We start from the raw sequence: 20,481 nt of genomic DNA on the forward strand, positions 1-20,481 counted from the left end.
CAGGGAGATTAACACCATGCGCACCCGTGCCGCCGTTGCCGTTCAGGCGGGCAAACCTTTGGAAGTTATGGACGTGAACCTTGAAGGCCCCAAGGCGGGCGAGGTTCTGGTCGAGATCAAAGCCACAGGCATCTGCCACACTGACGAATTCACCCTGTCGGGCGCTGACCCCGAAGGTCTGTTCCCCGCCATTCTGGGCCATGAAGGCGCCGGTGTGGTGGTCGAGGTCGGCACGGGCGTCACCAGCCTGAAGCCGGGCGATCACGTGATCCCGCTTTACACGCCCGAATGCCGCGAATGCGAATACTGTCTGCATCCCAAGACCAACCTGTGTCAGGCGATCCGTTCGACGCAGGGCCAGGGTCTGATGCCCGACGGGACGTCTCGTTTCTCGACGCTGGATGGCGACCCGATCCTGCATTACATGGGCTGCTCGACCTTCTCGAACCACACGGTACTGCCCGAGATTGCGCTGGCCAAGGTGCGTGAGGACGCTCCGTTCGACAAGATCTGCTACATCGGTTGCGGTGTGACCACCGGCATCGGCGCGGTGATCAACACAGCCAAGGTAGAAATCGGCAGCCGCGCCATCGTGTTCGGTCTGGGCGGCATTGGTCTGAACGTGATCCAGGGCCTGCGCCTGGCCGGAGCCGATCAAATTGTCGGCGTCGATCTGAACCCGTCCAAGGTGGAAATGGCCACTAGGTTCGGCATGACCGATTTCGTGAACCCAAAAGAGGTCGAGGGCGATCTGGTGCCTTATCTGGTCGATCTGACGAACGGCGGTGCGGATTACACGTTCGACGCCACCGGCAATGTCGGCGTGATGCGCGACGCGCTGGAATCGGCGCACAAGGGCTGGGGTGAATCGGTCATCATCGGCGTGGCGCCGGCGGGGGCCGAGATCTCGACCCGTCCGTTCCAACTGGTTACTGGCCGCTCGTGGCGCGGTACCGCATTCGGCGGCGCCCGTGGCCGGACCGACGTGCCGAAGATCGTCGACTGGTACATGGAAGGGAAGATCGAGATCGACCCGATGATCACCCACACCATGGGTCTGGACGACATCAACCACGGTTTCGACCTGATGCATAAGGGCGAGAGCATCCGTTCCGTTGTAGTCTACTAAGGCTCTAAATAGGCTAAAACCGCTTAAGCGGATGTCCACGGCGCGCTTTCGAGCGCGCCGTTTTTCTACATCGGTTACTCTCCCGACCGTGTCACACCTGTATCCGACCGGGGTGATCGCACGCGTAGAACCGGTGTGTTGGCAGACGTATTCGCCCGACTCTCGCGCCAGACGACGAAAACGCCCGAAGCGATGATGATGCTGGCCCCGATGGCGACCCAACCGTCCGGCTTTTCGCCAAAGAAGATCATGCCGAACAGCGTGGCCCAGATGATCTGACTGTACTGGCTGGGGGCGATTACCCCGGCCGGAGCGGCGCGATAAGCCAGAATGATCAGATGCTGAGCGATCACCGAGAACACGCCGACCAGAGCCATCATCGCCAAATGCAACAAAGATGGTGGTTGGTAAACTGCCGGCTGCGCGAGGCTCATGGCCGCTATGGCCAGTAGCATCGGGTAAAGGATCAGAACGGCCGAGCGTTCCTCATTCCCGATCTTGCGCACCAGAACCGAACCGAAGGCGCTGCAAAAGGCGGCTGTCAGGGCGGCCAGGTGACCAAGAGTAATATCCGTTGCGCCCGGGCGCAGGACGATCAGCACCCCGATCAGGCCTACACCGACTGCGGCCCAACGCTGGGCGCGGACCACCTCGCCCAGAATCGGGATCGACAGGACGGTGACGATCAGCGGGAAAGAGAACAGCAGCGAATAGACTTCGGCCAGCGGCAGGACCGAGAATGCATAAAACGCGCAGACCATTGACGTGACCATCAAGGCGGATCGCAGCAACACCAGCCACGGATGATTGGGCAGGAAGTTGCCGGTCGTCCGGTCGGTCAGGATTGTCACCGCCATCGGGACAAAAGAAAACAGCGTTGCAAAAAAGATGATCTGCATCACCGAATAGGTCCCGCCCAGCACCTTGATCAGCGCGTCATGACTGGCAAAGACTGCAAAGCCTAGAAATGCATAGCCAAGTCCCCGCAGGATGGTGTTTTGAGCGCTCATCAGTCTGGCCTCGGTCAATGGGTCGGTGTGGTGGCGGCATGCCATAGCAGCGCGGACGGATTCCCCGGCTGTCTTTATCGCTGCTTAACTATTTTTTTCTGAGGCGGGTAGCCCTTATTTTACCGCTAACATGTCATTGCCGACATGGTCCAAGATTATTGCAGGATCGGCGGCGCGTCCTTGGGTTGACGCGCGGATTGCACGCCCGCTTTCATCCCCACGCCGATGCGGCGGGCCAGGGCGACCCATGGCGTGGCGGTCTCGGGCGGCAACGTCTGGGTGGCGACCTCTTCGAACAGATCCAGCCAGTGGGCGAAGAATTCCGGTTTCACGTCGGGTCGTTCGATATGCACGCGCTGCGGATTACCATCATAGCTACGCTCGAACAGAATGGCGTTGCGCCAAAAGGCGGCGATCTTTTCCTCATGCGCAGGCCAGTCGGTGACGTGGTTGGCAAATACCGGGCCCAACAGCGTGTCCTGCCGGACGCGGGCGTAGAAGGCGCGGACCTGCGCGTTGATCTGTTCGGGCGTCGCGGGAAAGCGCGGTGGCAGGGTTGGTCTGGACATGGGCGGTCTCGGATTTCGACTCTGTTCAAGGCCAATAACCCGTTCCACGATCATGCTACAGGGGTGGTTTTGTCGCGCTGGTCCGGCGTCAACAGATGCCGCAGCAAAGCCACCGGGTGCGCCTTGAGGCTGAGACGGGTGGCGACGTAATCCTCGACCACCTGCTCGCCCAGCGTCATCTGCGGCAGATAGGCTTCAGGCTCGTCTAGTGCCTCACCTTCCAGATCCTGAGAAAACAGCGGCAGCGGTTTGGTGGTGGCAATCGCCTTGGCCTGCCACAGCGCCTCGCGCCGGGTCAGGTTGCAGGCGGCGAAGGCATCCGCCTCGGCCAGACGTTCGATCACCGACGGTCCCAGCCCCGCCCGGCGCCAGACGTCATCGACCTGGTGGTAGCCATTGCCGCGCGCGGCGGTCAGCCAGCTGGCATCTTCCTCGCTAAGGCCCTTGATCTGGCGGAAGCCCAGCCGCAGGGCCAGCCCGCCCTGGCCGTCGGGTTCCATCACATTATCCCAGAAGCTGGCATTGATGCAGACCGGGCGCACCTGCACCCCGTGTTCGCGCGCATCACGCACGATTTGGGCCGGGGCGTAGAACCCCATCGGCTGCGAGTTCAGCAGCGCGCAGGCGAAAATCCCCGGGTGGTGGCATTTGATCCAGGCCGAGGCATAGACGAGCAAGGCAAAGCTGGCCGCGTGGCTTTCGGGGAAACCATACGAGCCGAAGCCTTCGATCTGGGAAAAACAGCGCTCGGCGAAGTCCTGTTCATAGCCGTTACGCTTCATGCCGCGCAGGAACAGGGCGCGGAATTCGCTGACATTGCCGTGCTTCTTGAACGTCGCCAGAGACCGGCGCAACCGGTCGGCCTGTTCCGGGGTGAAGCCCGCGCCGACAATGGCGATCTGCATCGCCTGTTCCTGAAACAGCGGCACGCCCAGCGTTTTGCCCAGCACCTCGCCCAGCTCGTCCGAGGGGAAGCTGACCTCCTCCTCTCCATTGCGGCGGCGGATATACGGGTGGACCATATCGCCCTGAATGGGGCCGGGGCGGATGATGGCGACCTCGATCACCAGATCATAGAAATTGCGCGGTCGCATCCGGGGTAGAAAGTTCATCTGCGCCCGGCTTTCCACCTGAAACACGCCGATGCTGTCCGCCTTGCATAGCATGTCGTAGATGACAGGGTCCTCGGGCGGCAGGGTGGCCAGCGTATAGCTGGTCTGGTGGTGCTGCCCGATCAGGTCGAACGCCTTGCGAATGCAGGTGAGCATCCCGAGGCTGAGCACATCGACCTTGAGGATGCCCAGACTGTCGATGTCGTCCTTGTCCCAGCAGATGACCGTGCGATCCTCCATCGTGGCGTTTTCGATGGGGACAAGCTCGTCCAGCCGCCCCTCGGTGATGATGAAGCCGCCGACATGTTGCGAGAGATGACGGGGAAAGCCGTCGATCTCATAGACCAGCATTAGAGTCTGTTTTAGCCGCCGATCTTCGGGGTCGAGGCCGATTTCACGCATCCTTTGGGCTTCGAGGCCAGAGGCCGAGAAGAAGCCCCAGAGTTGCGAGGAGAGCGCCGAGATGGTGTCTTCGGTCAGACCCATGGCGCGGCCGACCTCGCGGATGGCGCGTTTACCGCGGTAATGCACGACCGTTGCGCAGAGGCCCGCGCGGTGGCGTTCGTAGCGGTCATAGATGTGCTGAATCACCTCTTCACGGCGTTCATGTTCGAAATCCACGTCGATGTCTGGCGGCTCATCACGGGCTTCCGAGACGAACCGTTCGAACACCATCGTGCCCATCTCGGGGCTGACCTCGGTGATGCCGAGGCAGAAGCAGACCACCGAATTGGCCGCCGACCCGCGTCCCTGGCACAGGATGCCGCGAGAACGGGCAAAACTAACGATATCGCGGACGGTAAGGAAGTAGGGTTCGTATTTGAGCTTACCGATCAGGGTGAGCTCATGCGCCAGCATCTTTTTCGTCTTTTCCGAAGCGCCTGCCGGATAGCGCCAGGCCAACCCATCATGCGCCAGGCGGTGCAGGCGTTCGGTAGGGGTTTCCTGTTCACTGCCCTCGCTTGGGTACTCATACCGCAGCTCGTCGAGCGAGAATGTGAGCTGTTGGCTGAGTGCATGCGCGCGCGCCACGGCACCCTCGTGACCTTTGAAGATACGCAGCATCTCGGCCTCAGACCGCAGACGCTGTTCGCCGTTGGCCAGTGCCTCGCGGCCTAGCTCATCCACCTTGCGGCGCAGGCGGATGGCGGTCAGTACATCGGCCAGCTTGCGGCGGGTGCCGTGATGCATCAGCGGCGTGGCGCTGGCGAGTGTGGGGATGCCGATCCGCCTTGATTCAGTCTCTAATAAAGAGAAATATGTGCTATCTGCGCCATCATACCGAGGATGCATCAACAGATGCATCCGCCCGGCAAAGCGGCGCGTCAGCTGTTGCGCCTGTGTCCGCCATACGCTCGCGCCGTCCGGGGGTCGGATCGCTTGTGGCCAGAGCAGCAGGTGGAGACCGTCGGAGAATTCCAAAAGGTCCGACAGGTGCAGGATGCAATCGCCTTTCTCGGCGCGCAGGCGGCCTTTGGACAGGATACGGCACAGATTGGCCCAGCCCTGCCGGTTCAGGGGCAGAGCGGTGACGGTCGGCGCGTCGGTAAAAGTCAGCCGCGCCGCCGGGATCAGGCGCGGTACCGCGTGGATCGGATAAGAGGGTGGTTTGGGGATGTGATCGGGGCAGGGTGGGCCGGTCGAGGTGTTCTGTGCCTCCCACTCCACGCGCTCTCGCACCTTGCGGGCGATCTCGCGCCCTTGGGTGTGGGCGCGGACGATCCCGGCGACCGAGTTGTCATCGGCAATCGCAATGGCAGGCAGGCCAAGGGTGACGGCACGCTCCATATACTCCTCGGGGTGAGAGGCCCCGGTGAGGAAGGTGAAATTCGACGTGATCGACAGTTCGGCATACATGGTGATTCAGTATTATATTCACGTTTTGTTCTTTTTCGAGTCCTTTGCGCAGGAAACGGGTCGCTTGGGGCTGATCCGGTGGGCATGGTCGGGGAAAAAGGGGACCCGAGATGTTCAAGATCACAGCACTACCCACCGAAGAAGTACGCACCCTGCAAGCTGGCGGCCGGGATGCCTACGGCGCCACACCCGAGCGAGCTGTTTCGACGGGAACAGGTAACCCTTGCCGCCATTGTTTGCAGAACACTCCCGAAGGGGACGACATGCTGATTTTGGCACATCGCCCTTTTTTAGAGACACATCCTTACGCGGAAACTGGCCCGATCTTTCTGTGTGCTGCCCCCTGCGAGCGGTACGAAGGTGAAGAGTTACCCGAAATTCTGACGACCTCGCCCGACTATCTGATCAAAGGCTATGGCGAGGATGACCGGATCGTTTATGGCACCGGGGCGATCACGCCTGCGGATCAGATCGGCACCGCAGTCAGAGACATCTTTGCCCGTCCGGACATCGCCTATATCCACGTCCGGTCCGCCCGCAACAATTGCTATCAGGCGCGGATCGACCGAATCTAAAGCTTGACGCGGTGCATGCCCCGACGCGGTTGATCCAGATCGTCCACCGGGACATCCGTGCGGGTCGAGGTAAGAGCGAGGAACACATCTTCCAGATCCGCCTCTTCGGTGCGGACATCGCGGATGCGAATACCGGCCTGACGGATCGAGTCCAGGACCTGCTCGGCGCTGGTCTGGGTGCTGCGATACTGCAGAACGAGGTTGCCGTCGTCGCGCAGCATGGCCTCGACACCCTCGGTGATTGGCAAATCGGTAATCGGATTGTCGGGCAGGATCACCATAGTCCGGCTGTCCATCCGGCCCAGAAGGTTGGCGGTGCTGTCTTGTGCAACCTTCTCGCCGTGGTTGATGATGGCAATCTCGTCGCACATCTCCTGCGCTTCTTCCAGATAGTGTGTGGTCAGGATGATTGTCATGCCCTGTTCGTTCAGCTTGCGTACATTGGTCCAGAGCATCTGGCGTAGTTCGATATCGACGCCTGCCGTGGGCTCGTCCAGAACCAGAATTTTCGGATGATGCACCAGCGCCTTGGCCAGCAACAGCCGCCGCCGCATACCGCCCGACAGAGTGCGGGCGTAGGCGTCGGCCTTGTCGCTGAGACCGACAAGCCCCAGAATCTCATCACTGCGCCGCTCGGATTTCGGAACGCCGTAAAGCCCTGCCTGCACTTCCAAAGCGCCGCGAGGGGTGAAGAACGGATCAAGGTTCAGTTCTTGCGGCATGACGCCGATTGCAGCGCAGGATTGCCGTGGATTGCGATCCTGGTCGAAGCCCCAGATTGAGACGTGCCCCGAGGTTTTGACCACCAGCCCCGCCAGAATGTTGATCAGAGTCGATTTTCCCGCCCCGTTCGGCCCCAGCAATCCAAAAACCGACCCGCGCGGAACCGTAAGGTCGATGCCTTTCAGAGCGTGTTTCTCAGGTTGTCCCTTGCCGCCACGATAAGTCTTGCGCAGACCTTCGATCCTGATTGCCGCATCGGTCATGTGGCTCTTGCCCCCGGTTTCCTCATCGCTCATAAACGCACCTATTACATGCCCGCGAGGCCGACAACCATGGAAGGATCGCCAGCCGTGACACTTGAAGCGCCGGAAACCAAGATCGTCGAAACCGCCCGTGTTGCCTGTGACGGCGGCGAAGGCGCATTGGGCCACCCGCGTGTCTGGCTGCAAATCCCTGAGGATACGGGTTGGGTTGAATGTCCGTATTGCGATTGCAGGTATGTATTAAACACGTTCGAACCTAACGGTTGAGACCAATCCGACGATCTCGCCTGGTGTGGGCAAGGGTACATTGAAGCATGAGCGCGAGATCAGATTGTTTTCTAATGGCCGACGTTATCATGGTGTCAGATTTGGCGCTTTTGACGACGGGTTGGGTGCGGGAAGTATACACCTTTCCCGGGCGGTCGGATTTACTGATTAAGATAAGAAATGCAGACGCACGGAATGGAGTTCGCGGCCTTGCAAAGCGCATTGCATGGCGTGTTTTCGCGGATGCGAAATATCGCAATATGTTGAATGAGGTCGAGTGTGAACTGAAGGTCGCGATGAAAATTGGCGAGCAGATCAAAAGCTCGCCTTTGCCCAGAATGCTTGGGATCGTGCAAACGGATCGCGGGCCTGGGGTTGTCGTCGAAAAAATATGCGGCGAAGACAACGGCTTGGCATTGCATCTGGCCAAAATGTGCAAGCGCAATGAGTTGACCACCGAGAAGCTGGATCAGTTGAATGCTTTTGTTGACAAAATGTATGATCTTCAAATTGTTGCGCGCGACCTGAATGCAAGAAATATCGTTTACGGGAATCGGGGGGCAGAATCCGGCTTTTTCCTGGTTGACGGGTATGGAGAGCACAACCTGATCCCATTGAGAAGCTTGTCGCGGCGATTGAATGACCGGTCACTTAATCGCCGGTTTGAAATCCTGGCGGGCAAGCTTGGCCTTGCCTGGAACAAAAATCGCCGGACTTTTGCATTTAGTTGAACTGCGCCGAGATCAGAACGTGAATGTCTCGACTCGTTGATTTGAATAGTCAACAGGCTCGTCAATTCCACCCGCGTCCTTTAGATGTTCCCCGAACCCTATGCCGGAGCCATACATGTCACATACGAAGTTCGGAAAAGGTTGCCACCTGCATCTGATCGATGGATCAGCCTTTATTTTTCGGGCCTATCACGCTTTGCCGCCGTTAACGCGGAAATCTGACGGAATGCCGATTGGCGCGGTTTCTGGCTTTTGCAACATGTTGCAGAAATATGTTGAGGATAACGCCGGGTCAGATGCGCCGACCCATGTTGCGGTGATCTTCGACAAGGGTTCACACACGTTCCGCAACGATCTGTACGACTTGTACAAAGCTAATCGCGAAGCGATGCCAGAGGATCTGCGCCCTCAGATGCCCCTGACGCGTGAGGCAACGAAGGCCTTCAATATCGCCTGCAAGGAGTTGGAGGGGTATGAGGCCGACGACATTATCGCGACCCTCGCTGTTCAGGCCCGCGATGCGGGCGGCCGTGTGACCATCGTCAGCTCTGACAAGGATCTGATGCAGCTGGTGGGCGACGGGGTTGATATGCTGGATGCGATGAAGAACAAACGCATCGACCGCGATGGTGTGTTCGAGAAATTTGGGGTTGGTCCCGAGCGTGTTGTGGATGTGCAGGCTCTTGCCGGGGACAGCGTCGATAATGTTCCGGGTGCGCCGGGGATCGGGGTAAAAACAGCAGCCCTGTTGATCAACGAATACGGTGATCTGGAAACGCTGTTGGACCGGGCCGAGGAGATCAAGCAGCCCAAGCGTCGCCAGACGCTGATCGAAAAGCGGGATCAGATAGAACTGTCGAAAAAGCTGGTGCAGCTTGATGAGAGAACCCCACTGGATTTCACGCTGGACGATCTTGAGGTTAAAGACCCTGAGCCGGAGACGCTTTTGGGTTTTCTGGCCGAGATGGAGTTCCGCACCCTTACAAAGCGGATCGCGGACAAGCTGGGCGCCGAGGCTCCGGTAATAGCAGATGCACCCGCGCCCGCCGTTGAAGATGCCGGCGCCGAAGCCATCCCTTTCGACGCATCGAAATACGAATGCGTGCGCGACGCGGACGCTTTGCAGAAATGGATTGCCCAGGCTTATGAACGGGGTTGGGTTGCGGTGGATACCGAAACCACCGGCCTGAATGAGATGATTGCAGATCTGGTCGGGATTTCGCTGTGCATCGAGCCGGGTGAGGCCTGTTATATTCCGCTGATCCACCGCGAAAGCGCGACGGATGATCTGTTCGGGACGGATGCGCTGGCCAAGGGGCAGATGCCGCTGAATGAGGCTCTAACACTGCTGAAACCGATGTTTGAGGATCCCTCGATCCTGAAGATCGGGCAGAACATGAAATATGATGCCAAGATCTTTGCACGCTATGGTGTGAGCATTGCCCCGATCGACGACACGATGCTGATGTCTTACGCGATGCATGGCGGTGAGCATGGGCATGGCATGGACACGCTGTCCGAGCGCTATCTGAACCACACGCCGATTCCGATCAAACCGCTACTGGGTTCGGGCAAGTCAGCGATCACGTTTGACAAGGTGCCGATTGACGAGGCCACCGCCTATGCGGCCGAGGATGCGGATATCACGCTGCGCCTGTGGAGGCTGTTCAAGCCGCAGCTTCATCAGGTGCAGGTGACTACAGTTTACGAAACGCTGGAACGCCCGCTGGTCCCGGTGCTGGCCGAGATGGAGATGCATGGCATCAAGGTCGACCGCGATGTGCTGAGCCGCATGTCTAACGCATTTGCGCAAAAGATGGCCGGGCTGGAGGCTGACATTCATGAGTTGGCGGGCGAGAATTTCAACGTCGGCTCCCCTGCGCAACTGGGTGAAATCCTGTTCGACAAGATGGGCCTGGAAGGCGGCAAGAAGGGCAAGACCGGGAAATACTCGACGGGTGCTGATATTCTGGAAGACCTCGCGACCGAGCATGAGTTGCCGCGCCGGGTGCTGGACTGGCGGCAACTGTCCAAACTTAAATCGACTTATACAGATGCGCTGCAGACCCATATCAACGCCGATACAGGCCGGGTGCATACGTCCTACTCGATCACCGGTGCGAATACCGGGCGTTTGGCCTCGACCGATCCAAATCTTCAGAACATACCCGTCCGTACTGAGGAAGGGCGACGCATTCGTGAAGCGTTCATCGCCGAACCTGGAAATGTGCTGGTCAGCCTGGACTACAGCCAGATTGAACTGCGGATTTTGGCGCATATCGCGGATATTTCGGCTCTGAAACAGGCGTTTTCGGATGGTCTGGACATTCATGCGATGACCGCGTCCGAGATGTTCGATGTACCATTGGACGAGATGACCCCTGACATTCGCCGTCAGGCCAAGGCGATCAACTTTGGCGTTATCTATGGGATTTCCGGCTTTGGGCTGGCGCGCAATCTGCGCATTCCTCGGGCCGAGGCGCAGGGGTTCATCGACCGCTATTTCGAACGCTTCCCCGGCATTCGGCGCTATATGGATAACACTGTCGCTTTCGCCAAAGAGAATGGCTATGTGCAGACACTGTTTGGACGAAAAATCCACACGCCCGAAATTAACGCCAAGGGCCCACATGCCGGGTTCTCGCGCCGTGCGGCCATCAACGCACCGATTCAGGGGACGGCAGCCGATGTGATCCGGCGGGCCATGGTGCGGATGCCGGGTGCCATCAATGGTCTGCCCGCAAAGATGCTGTTGCAGGTGCACGACGAACTTCTGTTCGAAGTGGCCGAAGACGCCGTGGATCAGGTGATCGCGACCGCACGTGACGTGATGGAGGGCGCATCGGATCCCGCTGTGAAACTGGATGTAAAGCTGGTGGTTGACGCAGGTCAGGGTGCCAACTGGGCTGAGGCACATTGAGATCAAGCCAATTGGTACGCTGCTCATCAGGCCCAACGGGCCATCTTCGCAGCGGGTCAGGCCTGCGGCCCGACCGGGCGCGTAGCAGATGCTATGGCTGCATCCAACCCAGACTGGCTTGGGTTTGGCGCGTAGACGGAGTGTATTCCGCGCTGACCCAACCCGTGTATCCGCTGGCGTCCATTTTGGCGAATAGTGTTGGGAAATCCGTTTCACCGCGCCCCGGCTCCGAGCGATCTGGGGCAGCGCCGATCTGGGCATGTGAAATCCGATCCCGGTAGGCCTTCCAGATGGCAATTGCGTCACCGTGGATCATATGCGCGTGAAAACTGTCATATTGAAGGGCGACATTAGGACGGTTCACTCGGTCCAGAACGTCGGCCGCCAGAGCGTAATCGTTCAGAAAGTACTCCGGTTGAGAAACCGGGTTGAGTGGCTCGATTGTGAAGTTCTGTTGCGGGGCGAAATCTGCGGCCCATTGCAGGTTTTGCACAAAGCAATCCAGCGCCAGCGGGCCTGATGAATAGCCCGACATGATGTGGATCAGCCCGGGACGCAGCACGTCCGCATACCGCATGACGCGTTTGATATCTGACTGAAAGCGCGCCTGGCCGTCGGGTATCGCGGCGTAACCTGGCGTACCTCCCGTGTAGTTGGGTGGCGGCGCATTGATCAACGCAAGCTCCAACCCATTGGCCAACAGTGCCCGGCGCGTTTCCTTTGCGGCCAGGTCATAAGGGAACAAGACCTCGACCGCTTTGAAACCTGCCTCCGCTGCTGCCTGAAACCGATCAAGGTAGGGGAGCTCTTGGAAGAGCAGCGAAATATTGGCGGCAAATCTGGGCATGCTGGGTCTCAGGTCGTGATGAACGGATCTTAGCTTTCAGGTGTTTTTCGCGAAAGAGCCTGAAAACGACAGAGTGTCGAAAATTAGCCAGATCGCCAGTTTCAAATCAGAGACATTCGGCCTATCGCGGCGAATCATTTCAACGGCGCCGTGTCAGAAAAAGGTCTGTATGCGATGGCTATGAGCCCTGAACCCGTTCGCGGGAACACCCTAGTTGCGTCTGATGGGCGGCAATCCGCGCTGTCCGGGAATACGCTGGCTGTTGCGTCCATGTTGACTTGGGCTGCGGGCTTTCCAGCAGCAGAGATCCTCTTGCAAAGTTGGCCGCCGATCACGTTGATCGTGGCGCGATTGGCGCTGGCAGCCGCAGTGATGGTGCCGATCTGGTTTTTGCTCGACGGACCAGACCGTGTTTTGCGCGCCCGTTGGGGTCATGCGATGCGCGTCGGAGGTTTGGGGCTAGGATTGGGAATGTTTCTGCTTCTTGTTGCTCAGAAGTTAACCGACCCGGTCACAGTAGCGATAATTGCCTCATCAGCCCCGATCATTGCGACGCTGCTAGAGCTTTTGGCAGGAACACGGCGTTTGAAACTGAATTTTCTGTTTGGTTTGGCAGCCTCGATCGTCGGAGGTCTGATTGCGACCAGCGCTGTTGCTCCGGCACAGCTAGGGCTGGGTGCCACCTGTGCCGTTTTGTCGACAGCGTTGTTCTGCTGGGCCTGCATGGCTACGGCGCGCGACTTCCCCGAGCTCAGCCAGGTCGGGCGAAGCACGATTACGCTGGTCGGTGGTCTTTTTATGACCTCGATTCTGCTGATAGGGGCTGGCCAGCTCGGAATGGAGGTTTTGCCAACAGCACCGTTTGACACGCAGCAGGCGGGGATGCTGGCAATCTACGCTCTTGTCGCGCTTGGGCTCAGCCAGGTTCTGTTTGTGGCGTCAATCGGCAAGCTCGGCGTTGCTCTTGCTTCGTTTCACATCAATATCGCACCATTTTATGTCATGGTGATCCTGGTTGTGCTGGGTGAGGAATGGAATTGGACCCGCGCAATGGGGGCCGGCGTCGTGGCGCTTGCCGTCGTTTTGGCCCAGGACCGCAGGCCGCGGTCGCCTAGTCTTCCACCAGACTGTCAGACGCGATGAGGGGAAAGAACTGGCCGCCAGACCAGACACCGAACCAGTTATCGTGATGGGCGCCTATCTCTGCGAGGCGGTAAAAGCTTTTGCGGTCGATCCGGGCCTCGAGGTTCGCGCGGATCAATACATAGGGTGAAGGTTCATCTGTATCCGGATTGTTGACAATCCTGATCGGGTGATCTGGACCGGCCGTTGCCCTATCGTCCACTTGGGTAATGAATGTCAGGGTCTGAGTATCGCCTTCCCCAGCGCGTTCGAAATCCACGGCAACAAAAGGCGCATCATCGACGGTGATTCCCACCTTTTCGACCGGGGTTACTAGGTAATACTTGTTCTCTTCTTTCTTAAGAATTGAGGAAAATAGCTTCACAAGCTCGAACCGGTTGATGGGCGACCCTAAATAACTCCAGGTACCATCTTTGGCGATCCGAATGTCCAGATCGCCGCAAAACGGAGGATTCCACAGGTGAACGGGCGGTAAACCCCTAGTTTTGGCCGCTTTGACCGATGCCGCCAGACCATCGGGTGAGGGTGTCACAGGTTTTTGTCCGCTCATTGCTTTTGCCATTTCCTCTCAGCGCGATACACTTCAATCATAATAGTCCACGGAAGGGAAAGTCATGACCGAACCTGCCGACCTCGTTGCCGAGATCGAAGCGCTGGAAAACAAGCTACAAGAGGCCAAACTATCGATCACGCGCCGTTTTATCGGACAGGAGAGGGTCGTGGATCTGACTTTGACCGCTCTTTTGTGCGGCGGTCACGCATTGTTGATCGGTCTGCCGGGGCTGGGAAAGACCCGCTTGGTTGAAACATTGTCCACCGTGATGGGGTTACATGGCAATCGAATCCAGTTCACGCCCGATCTGATGCCGGCCGACATACTGGGATCCGAGGTTCTGGACACCGCCGAGGACGGCAGCCGGCACTTCCGATTCATCTCGGGGCCCATTTTCTGCCAGCTGCTGATGGCGGATGAGATCAACCGCGCCAGCCCGCGGACTCAATCAGCGCTACTGCAGGCGATGCAAGAGCGTACGGTCACGGTTGCGGGCGAAGATCGTTCGTTGGGTGTGCCTTTCCACGTGTTGGCCACGCAAAACCCGATCGAACAAGAAGGGACCTACCCACTGCCCGAAGCCCAGCTGGACCGCTTTTTGGTACAGATCGATGTGGATTATCCCGACCGCCAGACAGAACGCGACATCCTGCTGGCCACGACCGGGGTTGAAGAGGAAGAGGCCAGCCAGATTTTCACCAAGGACGAATTGCTGGCGGCCCAGGTTTTGTTGCGTCGTATGCCAGTGGGGGATTCGGTTGTTGAACTGATCCTTGATCTGGTGCGCGCATTCCGTCCGGAAGAACCGGGCGTATCTGATCGTGTTGCTGAAACCGTGGCCTGGGGTCCGGGACCGCGTGCGGCACAAGCGCTGATGATGACAGTGCGGGCCCGGGCGATGTTGCAAGGCCGTTTGGCGCCCAATGCCGAAGATGTGCTGGACATGGCGCGGCCGGTGCTCAGCCACCGGATGGCTCTGAACTTTGCGGCACGGGCGCGTGGTGACAGCCTGGCCGATCTGATCGAAACCACGGCAACCGGATTGACCCGCACAGAGGCAGCGGCGTGAATGCCGCGCTGACCCTTCGCGAACGATCCGAAGCCGAGGCATCCCGGCTGCCGCCGCTATTGGCGCGGGCCGAGCATCTGGCAGGCACTGTGTTGCTGGGCGATCACGGACGCAGACGCTCGGGGCTTGGCGATGATTTCTGGCAATACCGTCCGGCTCAGATCGGTGACAGCCGCCGGTTGATTGATCACCGGCGCTCGGCGCGCGGGGATCAGCAATTTGTGCGTGAACGGGAATGGCAGATTGCCCAATCCATAATGTTATGGGTGGATCAGGGGGCTTCGATGCGGTTCGCATCAGACAAAGTGCTTCCGACCAAGGCGGATCGGGCACGTCTACTGGGCCTTTCAACTGCTATTCTGCTGGTGCGTGGGGGCGAGCGCGTGGGCCTGACCGGTACCACCCTACCACCGCGCCGGGGCAATGCTCAGATTATCCGGTTGGCACAAGCGTGGACCGAGGATTCCGAGACCGACTATGCTCCGCCGGAGCACCGCGCCATGATTCCGCATGCGCGTGCCGTGTTCATATCCGATTTTCTGGGACCACTGGATGAGGTCGAACTGGCCCTGACCAAATCCGCTGACCGGGGCGTACGTGGTGTCCTGCTGCAGGTCCTTGATCCGGGTGAAGAGGCCTTCCCCTATCGTGGCCGAACCATTTTCGAAAGCGTAGGCGGCACTGTCCGTCACGAAACACTCAAGGCCGGCGATCTGCGTCAACGGTATTTGGATCGGCTGGCAGAACGCAAGGACGCGCTGGCGCAGCTGTGCCGTGCGACTGGCTGGCAACTGGGTCTGCATCACACCGGGGACAGTGCACAATCGGCTCTATTGTGGCTCTATCGCGCATTGGATGGGGGGGCACAATGACGGTTCTGGCGGGTATCGGCTTTACCGCCCCGTGGATATTGCTGGGTCTTCTGACCTTGCCGATCCTCTGGTTGATCCTGCGTGCAGTGCCGCCTGCGCCGATCCGCCGTCTGTTCCCGGCGGTCACTCTGATGCTGGGTCTGAAAGATGATGAAAGCGTCTCGGACCGAACGCCCTGGTGGCTCCTTCTTTTGCGGATGCTGGCGGCAGCAGCGATCATCATTGGCCTGGCGGGTCCGGTTCTGAACCCGGCGCGCGACGAAACAGGTTCGGGACCGCTGCTATTGGTTTTAGACGCCAGCTGGGCCGGGGCGACGCGCTGGTCCTCAACCCTGGATCAGATCGACGCGCAACTGACAGAGGCCGGTCGGGCGGGACGCCCCGTGTCGATCATTCGCTTGACCGAGCCCGAGGCACCGATTTTTCAAGCTGCCGAAGCCTGGCGTGGGCGATTGCCCGGTTTGACTCCGATGCCTTGGCAACCAACCGAGACGCAGATTGCCGCTGCCATTGCCACATTGGACGAAGTTTCCGGCGGTTTCGACACGCATTGGTTCAGTGACCGCCTGTCCTATGATGGGCATGACCGGTTGCTTTCGGCTTTGCAATCGCGGGGTGCGGTCACAGCTTATATGTCTGCGACGCAGGTTGTCGCAGTGGCCCCGGCCTCCTATCAGGACGGTGCAATCCAATTGACCGCACTAAGGGCTGATGCCAGTGAGCCGGAAACGGTCACTTTGTTGGCACAAGGGCGCGACCCGGCCGGCGCCAAGCGGGTATTGCACTCTACGGAAATGCAGTTCGAAAAAGGCTCTAATCAGGCGCAAACCGAGCTGGCGCTGCCGTCCGAGTTGCGGGCTAGAATTACACGATTCGAAATACAGGGTCAGCGATCCGCCGGCGCGGTCACTCTGATCGATGACAGCCTGCGTCGCCGCGAGGTCGCCCTGATTGCAGGAACGCTGAACCGTGAGGGGTTGGAGCTGCTGTCTCCGTTGCACTACCTGACACAGGTCCTGATCCCGACCGCCGATTTCGTTGAAGGCGGTCTGCTGGACGTCTTGCCAGCCAATCCGGATGTGATTGTTCTGGCCGACGTCGCCAAATTGTCCGACACCGAACAGACCGAGCTGGTTGAATGGGTCGAGCAGGGTGGATTGCTGCTGCGCTTTGCCGGTCCCCGCATGGCCGCCAGTGACCTGGGGCGGGACGAAGAGGACATTTTGCTGCCTGTCCGCCTGCGCAGCGGTGGGCGGTCCGTCGGTGGCGCGATGAGTTGGGGTGAGGCCAAGGGATTGGCGCCTTTCCCGGAAAGCTCTCCGTTTTATGGGCTGAAAATACCGGAAGACGTTACCGTGATCACTCAGGTCATGGCGCAACCAGATCCCAACCTTGCGGATCGGGTCGTGGCGTCCTTGTCCGATGGCACACCTCTGGTGACGCGCAAGTCGCTGGGGCTGGGTCAGGTGGTTCTGTTCCATGTCACGGCGGATGCGGAATGGTCCAGCCTGCCGTTATCCGGCCTGTTCGTTGAGATGCTGGACCGACTTGCAGTGGCCTCTGCTGCCAAATCCCGGCAGGTGGAACAACTGCAAGGCACGACGTGGGAGCCGATCCAGATTCTGGACGGGTTCGGAACCCTGTCGGAAGCTGGAAATCTGCCGGGGGTGGACGGAGTCGATCTGGTTTCTGGAACCATTGGGCCTGATCTGCGTCCCGGTCTTTACGAAAGCGGCAAGCAGAAGCTTGCTCTGAATGTTCTGTCGGATGATGCTGTTCTGAGCCCAGTTGTCTGGCCGCAGGACATTCCGATCAAGGGGCAAGAAGTCAGCACCGAAACGCCTGTCGGAGGAATTCTGCTGAGTCTGGCCCTGATTCTGTTGACTGTGGATGTGATCGCTTCGTTATCCCTGTCGGGTCGTCTGGGGCTGGCCCGCGCGGCGGTCGTGACCTTGGGTGTTCTGTTGGTGGTACCGCAGGCGCAGGCGCAAACGCCGGAGGAAACCGAGTTCGCGCTTGATGCCACTCATGAACTTGTTCTGGCACATGTCTTGACTGGTAACGCAGAGGTGGACGAAATCGCGCTGGCCGGGATGCGTGGGTTGGTGCAGACCCTATATTATCGCACGTCGGTTGAGCCTGCCCAACCGATTGGTGTCGATCTTGAACGTGATGAACTTGCGTTTTTCCCGCTTCTCTACTGGCCAATTACCCCGGATCAGCCGCAACCCTCGTCCGAGGCCTATGCCAAACTGAACGCATATCTACGCTCAGGCGGTATGATCCTGTTCGACACGCGCGACGCGAATATCGCTGGGTTTGGCACCTCCAGCGCAAACGGCCGCAAGCTTCAGCAGTTGGCGGCACCGCTAAATATCCCCTCGTTAGAGCCTGTTCCGCGTGACCATGTTTTGACCCGCGCGTTCTATTTGCTGCAGGATTTCCCCGGCCGTTATTCCGGCACCGAGATCTGGGTCGAAGCGGCCCCGCTGGATGCGGAACAGATCGAGGGGATGCCCTTCCGCAACCTGAATGACAATGTCACACCGGTGGTGATCGGCGGCAACGACTGGGCCGGAGCCTGGGCCGTGGATCGTAATGGTCAGGCGCTGTTGCCGGTTGGGCGTGGCTATGCGGGGGAACGCCAACGTGAGCTGGCCAATCGCTTTGGCGTCAATCTGGTGATGCACGTGCTGACCGGGAACTACAAATCCGATCAGGTCCACGTGCCCGCGTTATTGGACAGGTTGGGACAATGACCGGAACCGTAATTTTTGATCCCCTCGTTTATTGGCCGGTTCTTGCGGTTGTCGCAACTATCGCGCTGGGCGGAGTGTTGCTTGCCCTGTGGCGCGGCCTTTCGGGCTGGGCGTTGCGTGGACTGGCAGCTCTGGTCGTAATCGCGGCGTTGTCCGGTCCGGTCTATCAGATCGAAGACCGTGCGCCGCTGACGGACATTGTTCTGATGATCGAGGATGAAAGCGCAAGTCAGGCTTTGTCGGACCGTGCGGATCAAACCGCACAAGCCGCCGAAGAACTGGCGGCCGAAATCGAAAGCCGCGAGAACACCGAACTGCGCCGCATCCGCGTAGGCGACGGGGACGGGGACGAAGGTACACAGATCATGGCTGCCTTGAACGCGGCGCTGGCCGAAGAACCGCGCGCGCGCATCGCCGGTATCCTCGTCGTTTCGGATGGCATCGTCCACGACGTCGATCAGGCCCCGGACCTGCCGGCACCGATGCACCTGCTGCAAACGGGACGTGCTGCCGACTGGGATCGCCGTTTGATTGTTCGAAACGCCCCGGCCTTTGCCATCATTGGTGAGCCTGTAACTCTGACTTTGCGGGTCGAAGACAGCGGTGCCGTGCCGCCCGGTGCCGTCACCGCACCGCTGGAAGTCTCGGTTGATGGCGGCGAACCCGAAAGCTTTGCCATGCCCATTGGGCGTGACGTCGAAGTACCTATTGCGCTGCCGCATGGCGGGCGCAACGTTATCCAGTTCACCGTGCCTCAGGCCGAGGGTGAGCTGACCGACCGTAACAACACCGCGCTGATCCAGATCAACGGCGTGCGCGACAGGCTACGCGTTCTGTTGGTTTCGGGCGAGCCGCATCCGGGCGGGCGCACCTGGCGCAACCTTCTGAAGTCGGACAGTTCCGTCGATCTGGTGCATTTCACAATCCTGCGCCCACCTGAGAAACAGGACGGTGTGCCGGTGGATGAGCTGTCGCTGATCGCCTTCCCCACGCGCGAGCTGTTTCTGGAAAAGATCAACGATTTCGATCTGATCATCTTTGACCGCTACAAAAGGCGGGGCATTTTGCCGGCGATCTACCTGGACAACGTCACCAACTATATAAACGACGGTGGCGCCGTGCTGATCGCTGCTGGGCCTGATTTCGCCTCAGCCGACAGTATCTTTCGGTCACCGCTTGCACCGTTGCTGCCTGCACAACCCACTGCGCGGGTGATTGAGGAACGGTATGTCCCTATGGTTTCAGAACTGGGTCAACGTCACCCTGTGACCACGAATCTGGGCGATGCCGACAGTTGGGGTGCGTGGTTGCGCCAGATTGATGTGAACCACCGTACTGGCGAAGTGTTGATGACGGGCGTGGACGAGCGCCCGCTGCTGGTGCTTGATCGCGTCGGCGAAGGGCGCGTGGCGCTTTTGGCGTCGGACCACGCCTGGCTGTGGAGTCGCGGCTTCGAAGGCGGCGGCCCGCAGCTGGAACTGCTGCGCAGGCTGGCGCATTGGATGATGAAAGAACCCGAGCTTGAAGAAGAAGCTCTGTGGGCCGAAGCCACCGGCCAGTCTATGCGCATCATTCGCCAAACCCTGAGCGACGAGGTCGGCAAAGTGACCGTTACTCGCCCGAATGGCGAAGCTCTACAGGTCGAGCTGCAGGAGGTGTCTCCTGGTCGGTTCGAGGCAACGTATTTTGGCCCCGAGATCGGTCTCTACCGCTTGCAGGAGGGCGAACACTCAGCCGTGATCGGCCTAGGCCCCGCCGCGCCCAAAGAGTTCGAGCATACCATCGCCACCGATGAGGTTTTGAGCCCGGTTCTGGCGGGTATGCGTGGCGGCGCGATTCGCGTCGAGGACGGTCTGCCTGTGATCCGCAACGTCCGCGCCGGGCGACCGGCTGCCGGGCGCGGGTGGATTGGGCTGACTCCGCGCAACGCTTATGAGACCCGCGATGTCACCCAAGCAGGACTGTTGCCGCCCTGGCTGGTTCTGTTGCTGGCCGGTGGGTTCCTGCTGGCCGGTTGGCTGCGAGAGGGGCGACACTAGACAGTTTAAGCACTTTTTCATCGTCTGCCGGGATGCTGTGCGC

At 59.5% G+C, this 20,481-nt stretch carries 16 protein-coding genes; 10 read left to right on the top strand and 6 right to left on the bottom strand.

What is annotated here, in order from left to right:
- Nucleotides 1–16: 16 nt before the first annotated feature.
- Nucleotides 17–1,129 (top strand): S-(hydroxymethyl)glutathione dehydrogenase/class III alcohol dehydrogenase, encoded by a 1,113-nt coding sequence (locus tag AC2TDA_RS07775; RefSeq protein WP_480877521.1) that lies wholly within the window; start codon nucleotides 17–19, stop codon nucleotides 1,127–1,129.
- Between the two features lie 74 nt (nucleotides 1,130–1,203).
- Here AC2TDA_RS07775 and AC2TDA_RS07780 read toward each other — a convergent pair whose 3' ends face one another.
- The 3 genes from AC2TDA_RS07780 to AC2TDA_RS07790 form a co-directional block, all read right to left on the bottom strand.
- Entirely contained in the window at nucleotides 1,204–2,139 is a 936-nt protein-coding gene (locus AC2TDA_RS07780) for a DMT family transporter (RefSeq protein WP_480845222.1), read from the bottom strand.
- A gap of 155 nt (nucleotides 2,140–2,294) precedes the next feature.
- Entirely contained in the window at nucleotides 2,295–2,708 is a 414-nt protein-coding gene (locus tag AC2TDA_RS07785; protein ID WP_480877519.1) for a group III truncated hemoglobin, read from the bottom strand.
- 50 nt (nucleotides 2,709–2,758) lie between these two features.
- The gene (locus AC2TDA_RS07790) at nucleotides 2,759–5,677 is read right to left on the bottom strand and encodes an error-prone DNA polymerase (RefSeq protein WP_480877517.1); all 2,919 of its coding nucleotides are present in this window, start codon (nucleotides 5,675–5,677) and stop codon (nucleotides 2,759–2,761) included.
- A gap of 110 nt (nucleotides 5,678–5,787) precedes the next feature.
- Here AC2TDA_RS07790 and AC2TDA_RS07795 point away from each other — a divergent pair, with 110 nt between their 5' ends.
- Entirely contained in the window at nucleotides 5,788–6,252 is a 465-nt protein-coding gene (locus tag AC2TDA_RS07795; RefSeq protein WP_480877516.1) for a DUF1203 domain-containing protein, read from the top strand.
- On the opposite strand, the gene AC2TDA_RS07800 is transcribed toward AC2TDA_RS07795, so the two are convergent.
- The gene (locus tag AC2TDA_RS07800; protein WP_480878097.1) at nucleotides 6,249–7,238 is read right to left on the bottom strand and encodes an ABC transporter ATP-binding protein; all 990 of its coding nucleotides are present in this window, start codon (nucleotides 7,236–7,238) and stop codon (nucleotides 6,249–6,251) included. The genes AC2TDA_RS07795 and AC2TDA_RS07800 overlap by 4 nt on opposite strands.
- 87 nt (nucleotides 7,239–7,325) lie before the next feature.
- Between AC2TDA_RS07800 and AC2TDA_RS07805 the strand changes: the two genes are divergently transcribed.
- The 3 genes from AC2TDA_RS07805 (at nucleotide 7,326) to polA (ending at nucleotide 11,156) form a co-directional block, all read left to right on the top strand.
- Nucleotides 7,326–7,505, top strand: a complete 180-nt coding sequence (locus tag AC2TDA_RS07805) for a zinc-finger domain-containing protein (protein WP_480878095.1) — start codon at nucleotides 7,326–7,328, stop codon at nucleotides 7,503–7,505.
- Nucleotides 7,506–7,552: 47 nt separating this feature from the next.
- The gene (locus AC2TDA_RS07810) at nucleotides 7,553–8,236 is read left to right on the top strand and encodes a YrbL family protein (RefSeq protein ID WP_480877514.1); all 684 of its coding nucleotides are present in this window, start codon (nucleotides 7,553–7,555) and stop codon (nucleotides 8,234–8,236) included.
- 115 nt (nucleotides 8,237–8,351) lie between these two features.
- The gene (polA, locus tag AC2TDA_RS07815; protein WP_480877512.1) at nucleotides 8,352–11,156 is read left to right on the top strand and encodes a DNA polymerase I; all 2,805 of its coding nucleotides are present in this window, start codon (nucleotides 8,352–8,354) and stop codon (nucleotides 11,154–11,156) included.
- A 91-nt stretch (nucleotides 11,157–11,247) separates the two neighbouring features.
- On the opposite strand, the gene AC2TDA_RS07820 is transcribed toward polA, so the two are convergent.
- Nucleotides 11,248–12,003 carry a hydroxypyruvate isomerase family protein gene (locus AC2TDA_RS07820; protein ID WP_480877510.1) on the bottom strand — a complete coding sequence of 252 codons (756 nt, stop codon included), beginning with the start codon at nucleotides 12,001–12,003 and terminating at the stop codon, nucleotides 11,248–11,250.
- A gap of 180 nt (nucleotides 12,004–12,183) precedes the next feature.
- Between AC2TDA_RS07820 and AC2TDA_RS07825 the strand changes: the two genes are divergently transcribed.
- Entirely contained in the window at nucleotides 12,184–13,146 is a 963-nt protein-coding gene (locus AC2TDA_RS07825; protein ID WP_480877508.1) for a DMT family transporter, read from the top strand.
- Here AC2TDA_RS07825 and AC2TDA_RS07830 read toward each other — a convergent pair.
- On the bottom strand, nucleotides 13,115–13,696 hold the full coding sequence (locus AC2TDA_RS07830; protein ID WP_480877506.1) for a DUF1285 domain-containing protein: 582 nt from the start codon (nucleotides 13,694–13,696) through the stop codon (nucleotides 13,115–13,117). The two genes, AC2TDA_RS07825 and AC2TDA_RS07830, sit on opposite strands and share 32 nt — an antisense overlap.
- Nucleotides 13,697–13,760: 64 nt before the next feature.
- Here AC2TDA_RS07830 and AC2TDA_RS07835 point away from each other — a divergent pair, with 64 nt between their 5' ends.
- From AC2TDA_RS07835 to AC2TDA_RS07850, 4 genes are read left to right on the top strand one after another with little or no spacing between them, the layout of a single operon-like run.
- Nucleotides 13,761–14,768: an AAA family ATPase gene (locus AC2TDA_RS07835; RefSeq protein WP_480845231.1), complete on the top strand. Its 1,008-nt coding sequence runs from the start codon at nucleotides 13,761–13,763 to the stop codon at nucleotides 14,766–14,768.
- Entirely contained in the window at nucleotides 14,765–15,640 is an 876-nt protein-coding gene (locus tag AC2TDA_RS07840) for a DUF58 domain-containing protein (protein WP_480877504.1), read from the top strand. The genes AC2TDA_RS07835 and AC2TDA_RS07840 overlap by 4 nt, the downstream gene beginning before the upstream one ends.
- Entirely contained in the window at nucleotides 15,637–18,399 is a 2,763-nt protein-coding gene (locus tag AC2TDA_RS07845) for a DUF4159 domain-containing protein (protein WP_480877503.1), read from the top strand. The genes AC2TDA_RS07840 and AC2TDA_RS07845 overlap by 4 nt, the downstream gene beginning before the upstream one ends.
- Nucleotides 18,396–20,438: a hypothetical protein gene (locus tag AC2TDA_RS07850; protein WP_480877501.1), complete on the top strand. Its 2,043-nt coding sequence runs from the start codon at nucleotides 18,396–18,398 to the stop codon at nucleotides 20,436–20,438. The genes AC2TDA_RS07845 and AC2TDA_RS07850 overlap by 4 nt, the downstream gene beginning before the upstream one ends.
- Nucleotides 20,439–20,481: the final 43 nt, after the last annotated feature.

It is taken from the genome of Ruegeria sp. HKCCD6426 (assembly GCF_057221115.1).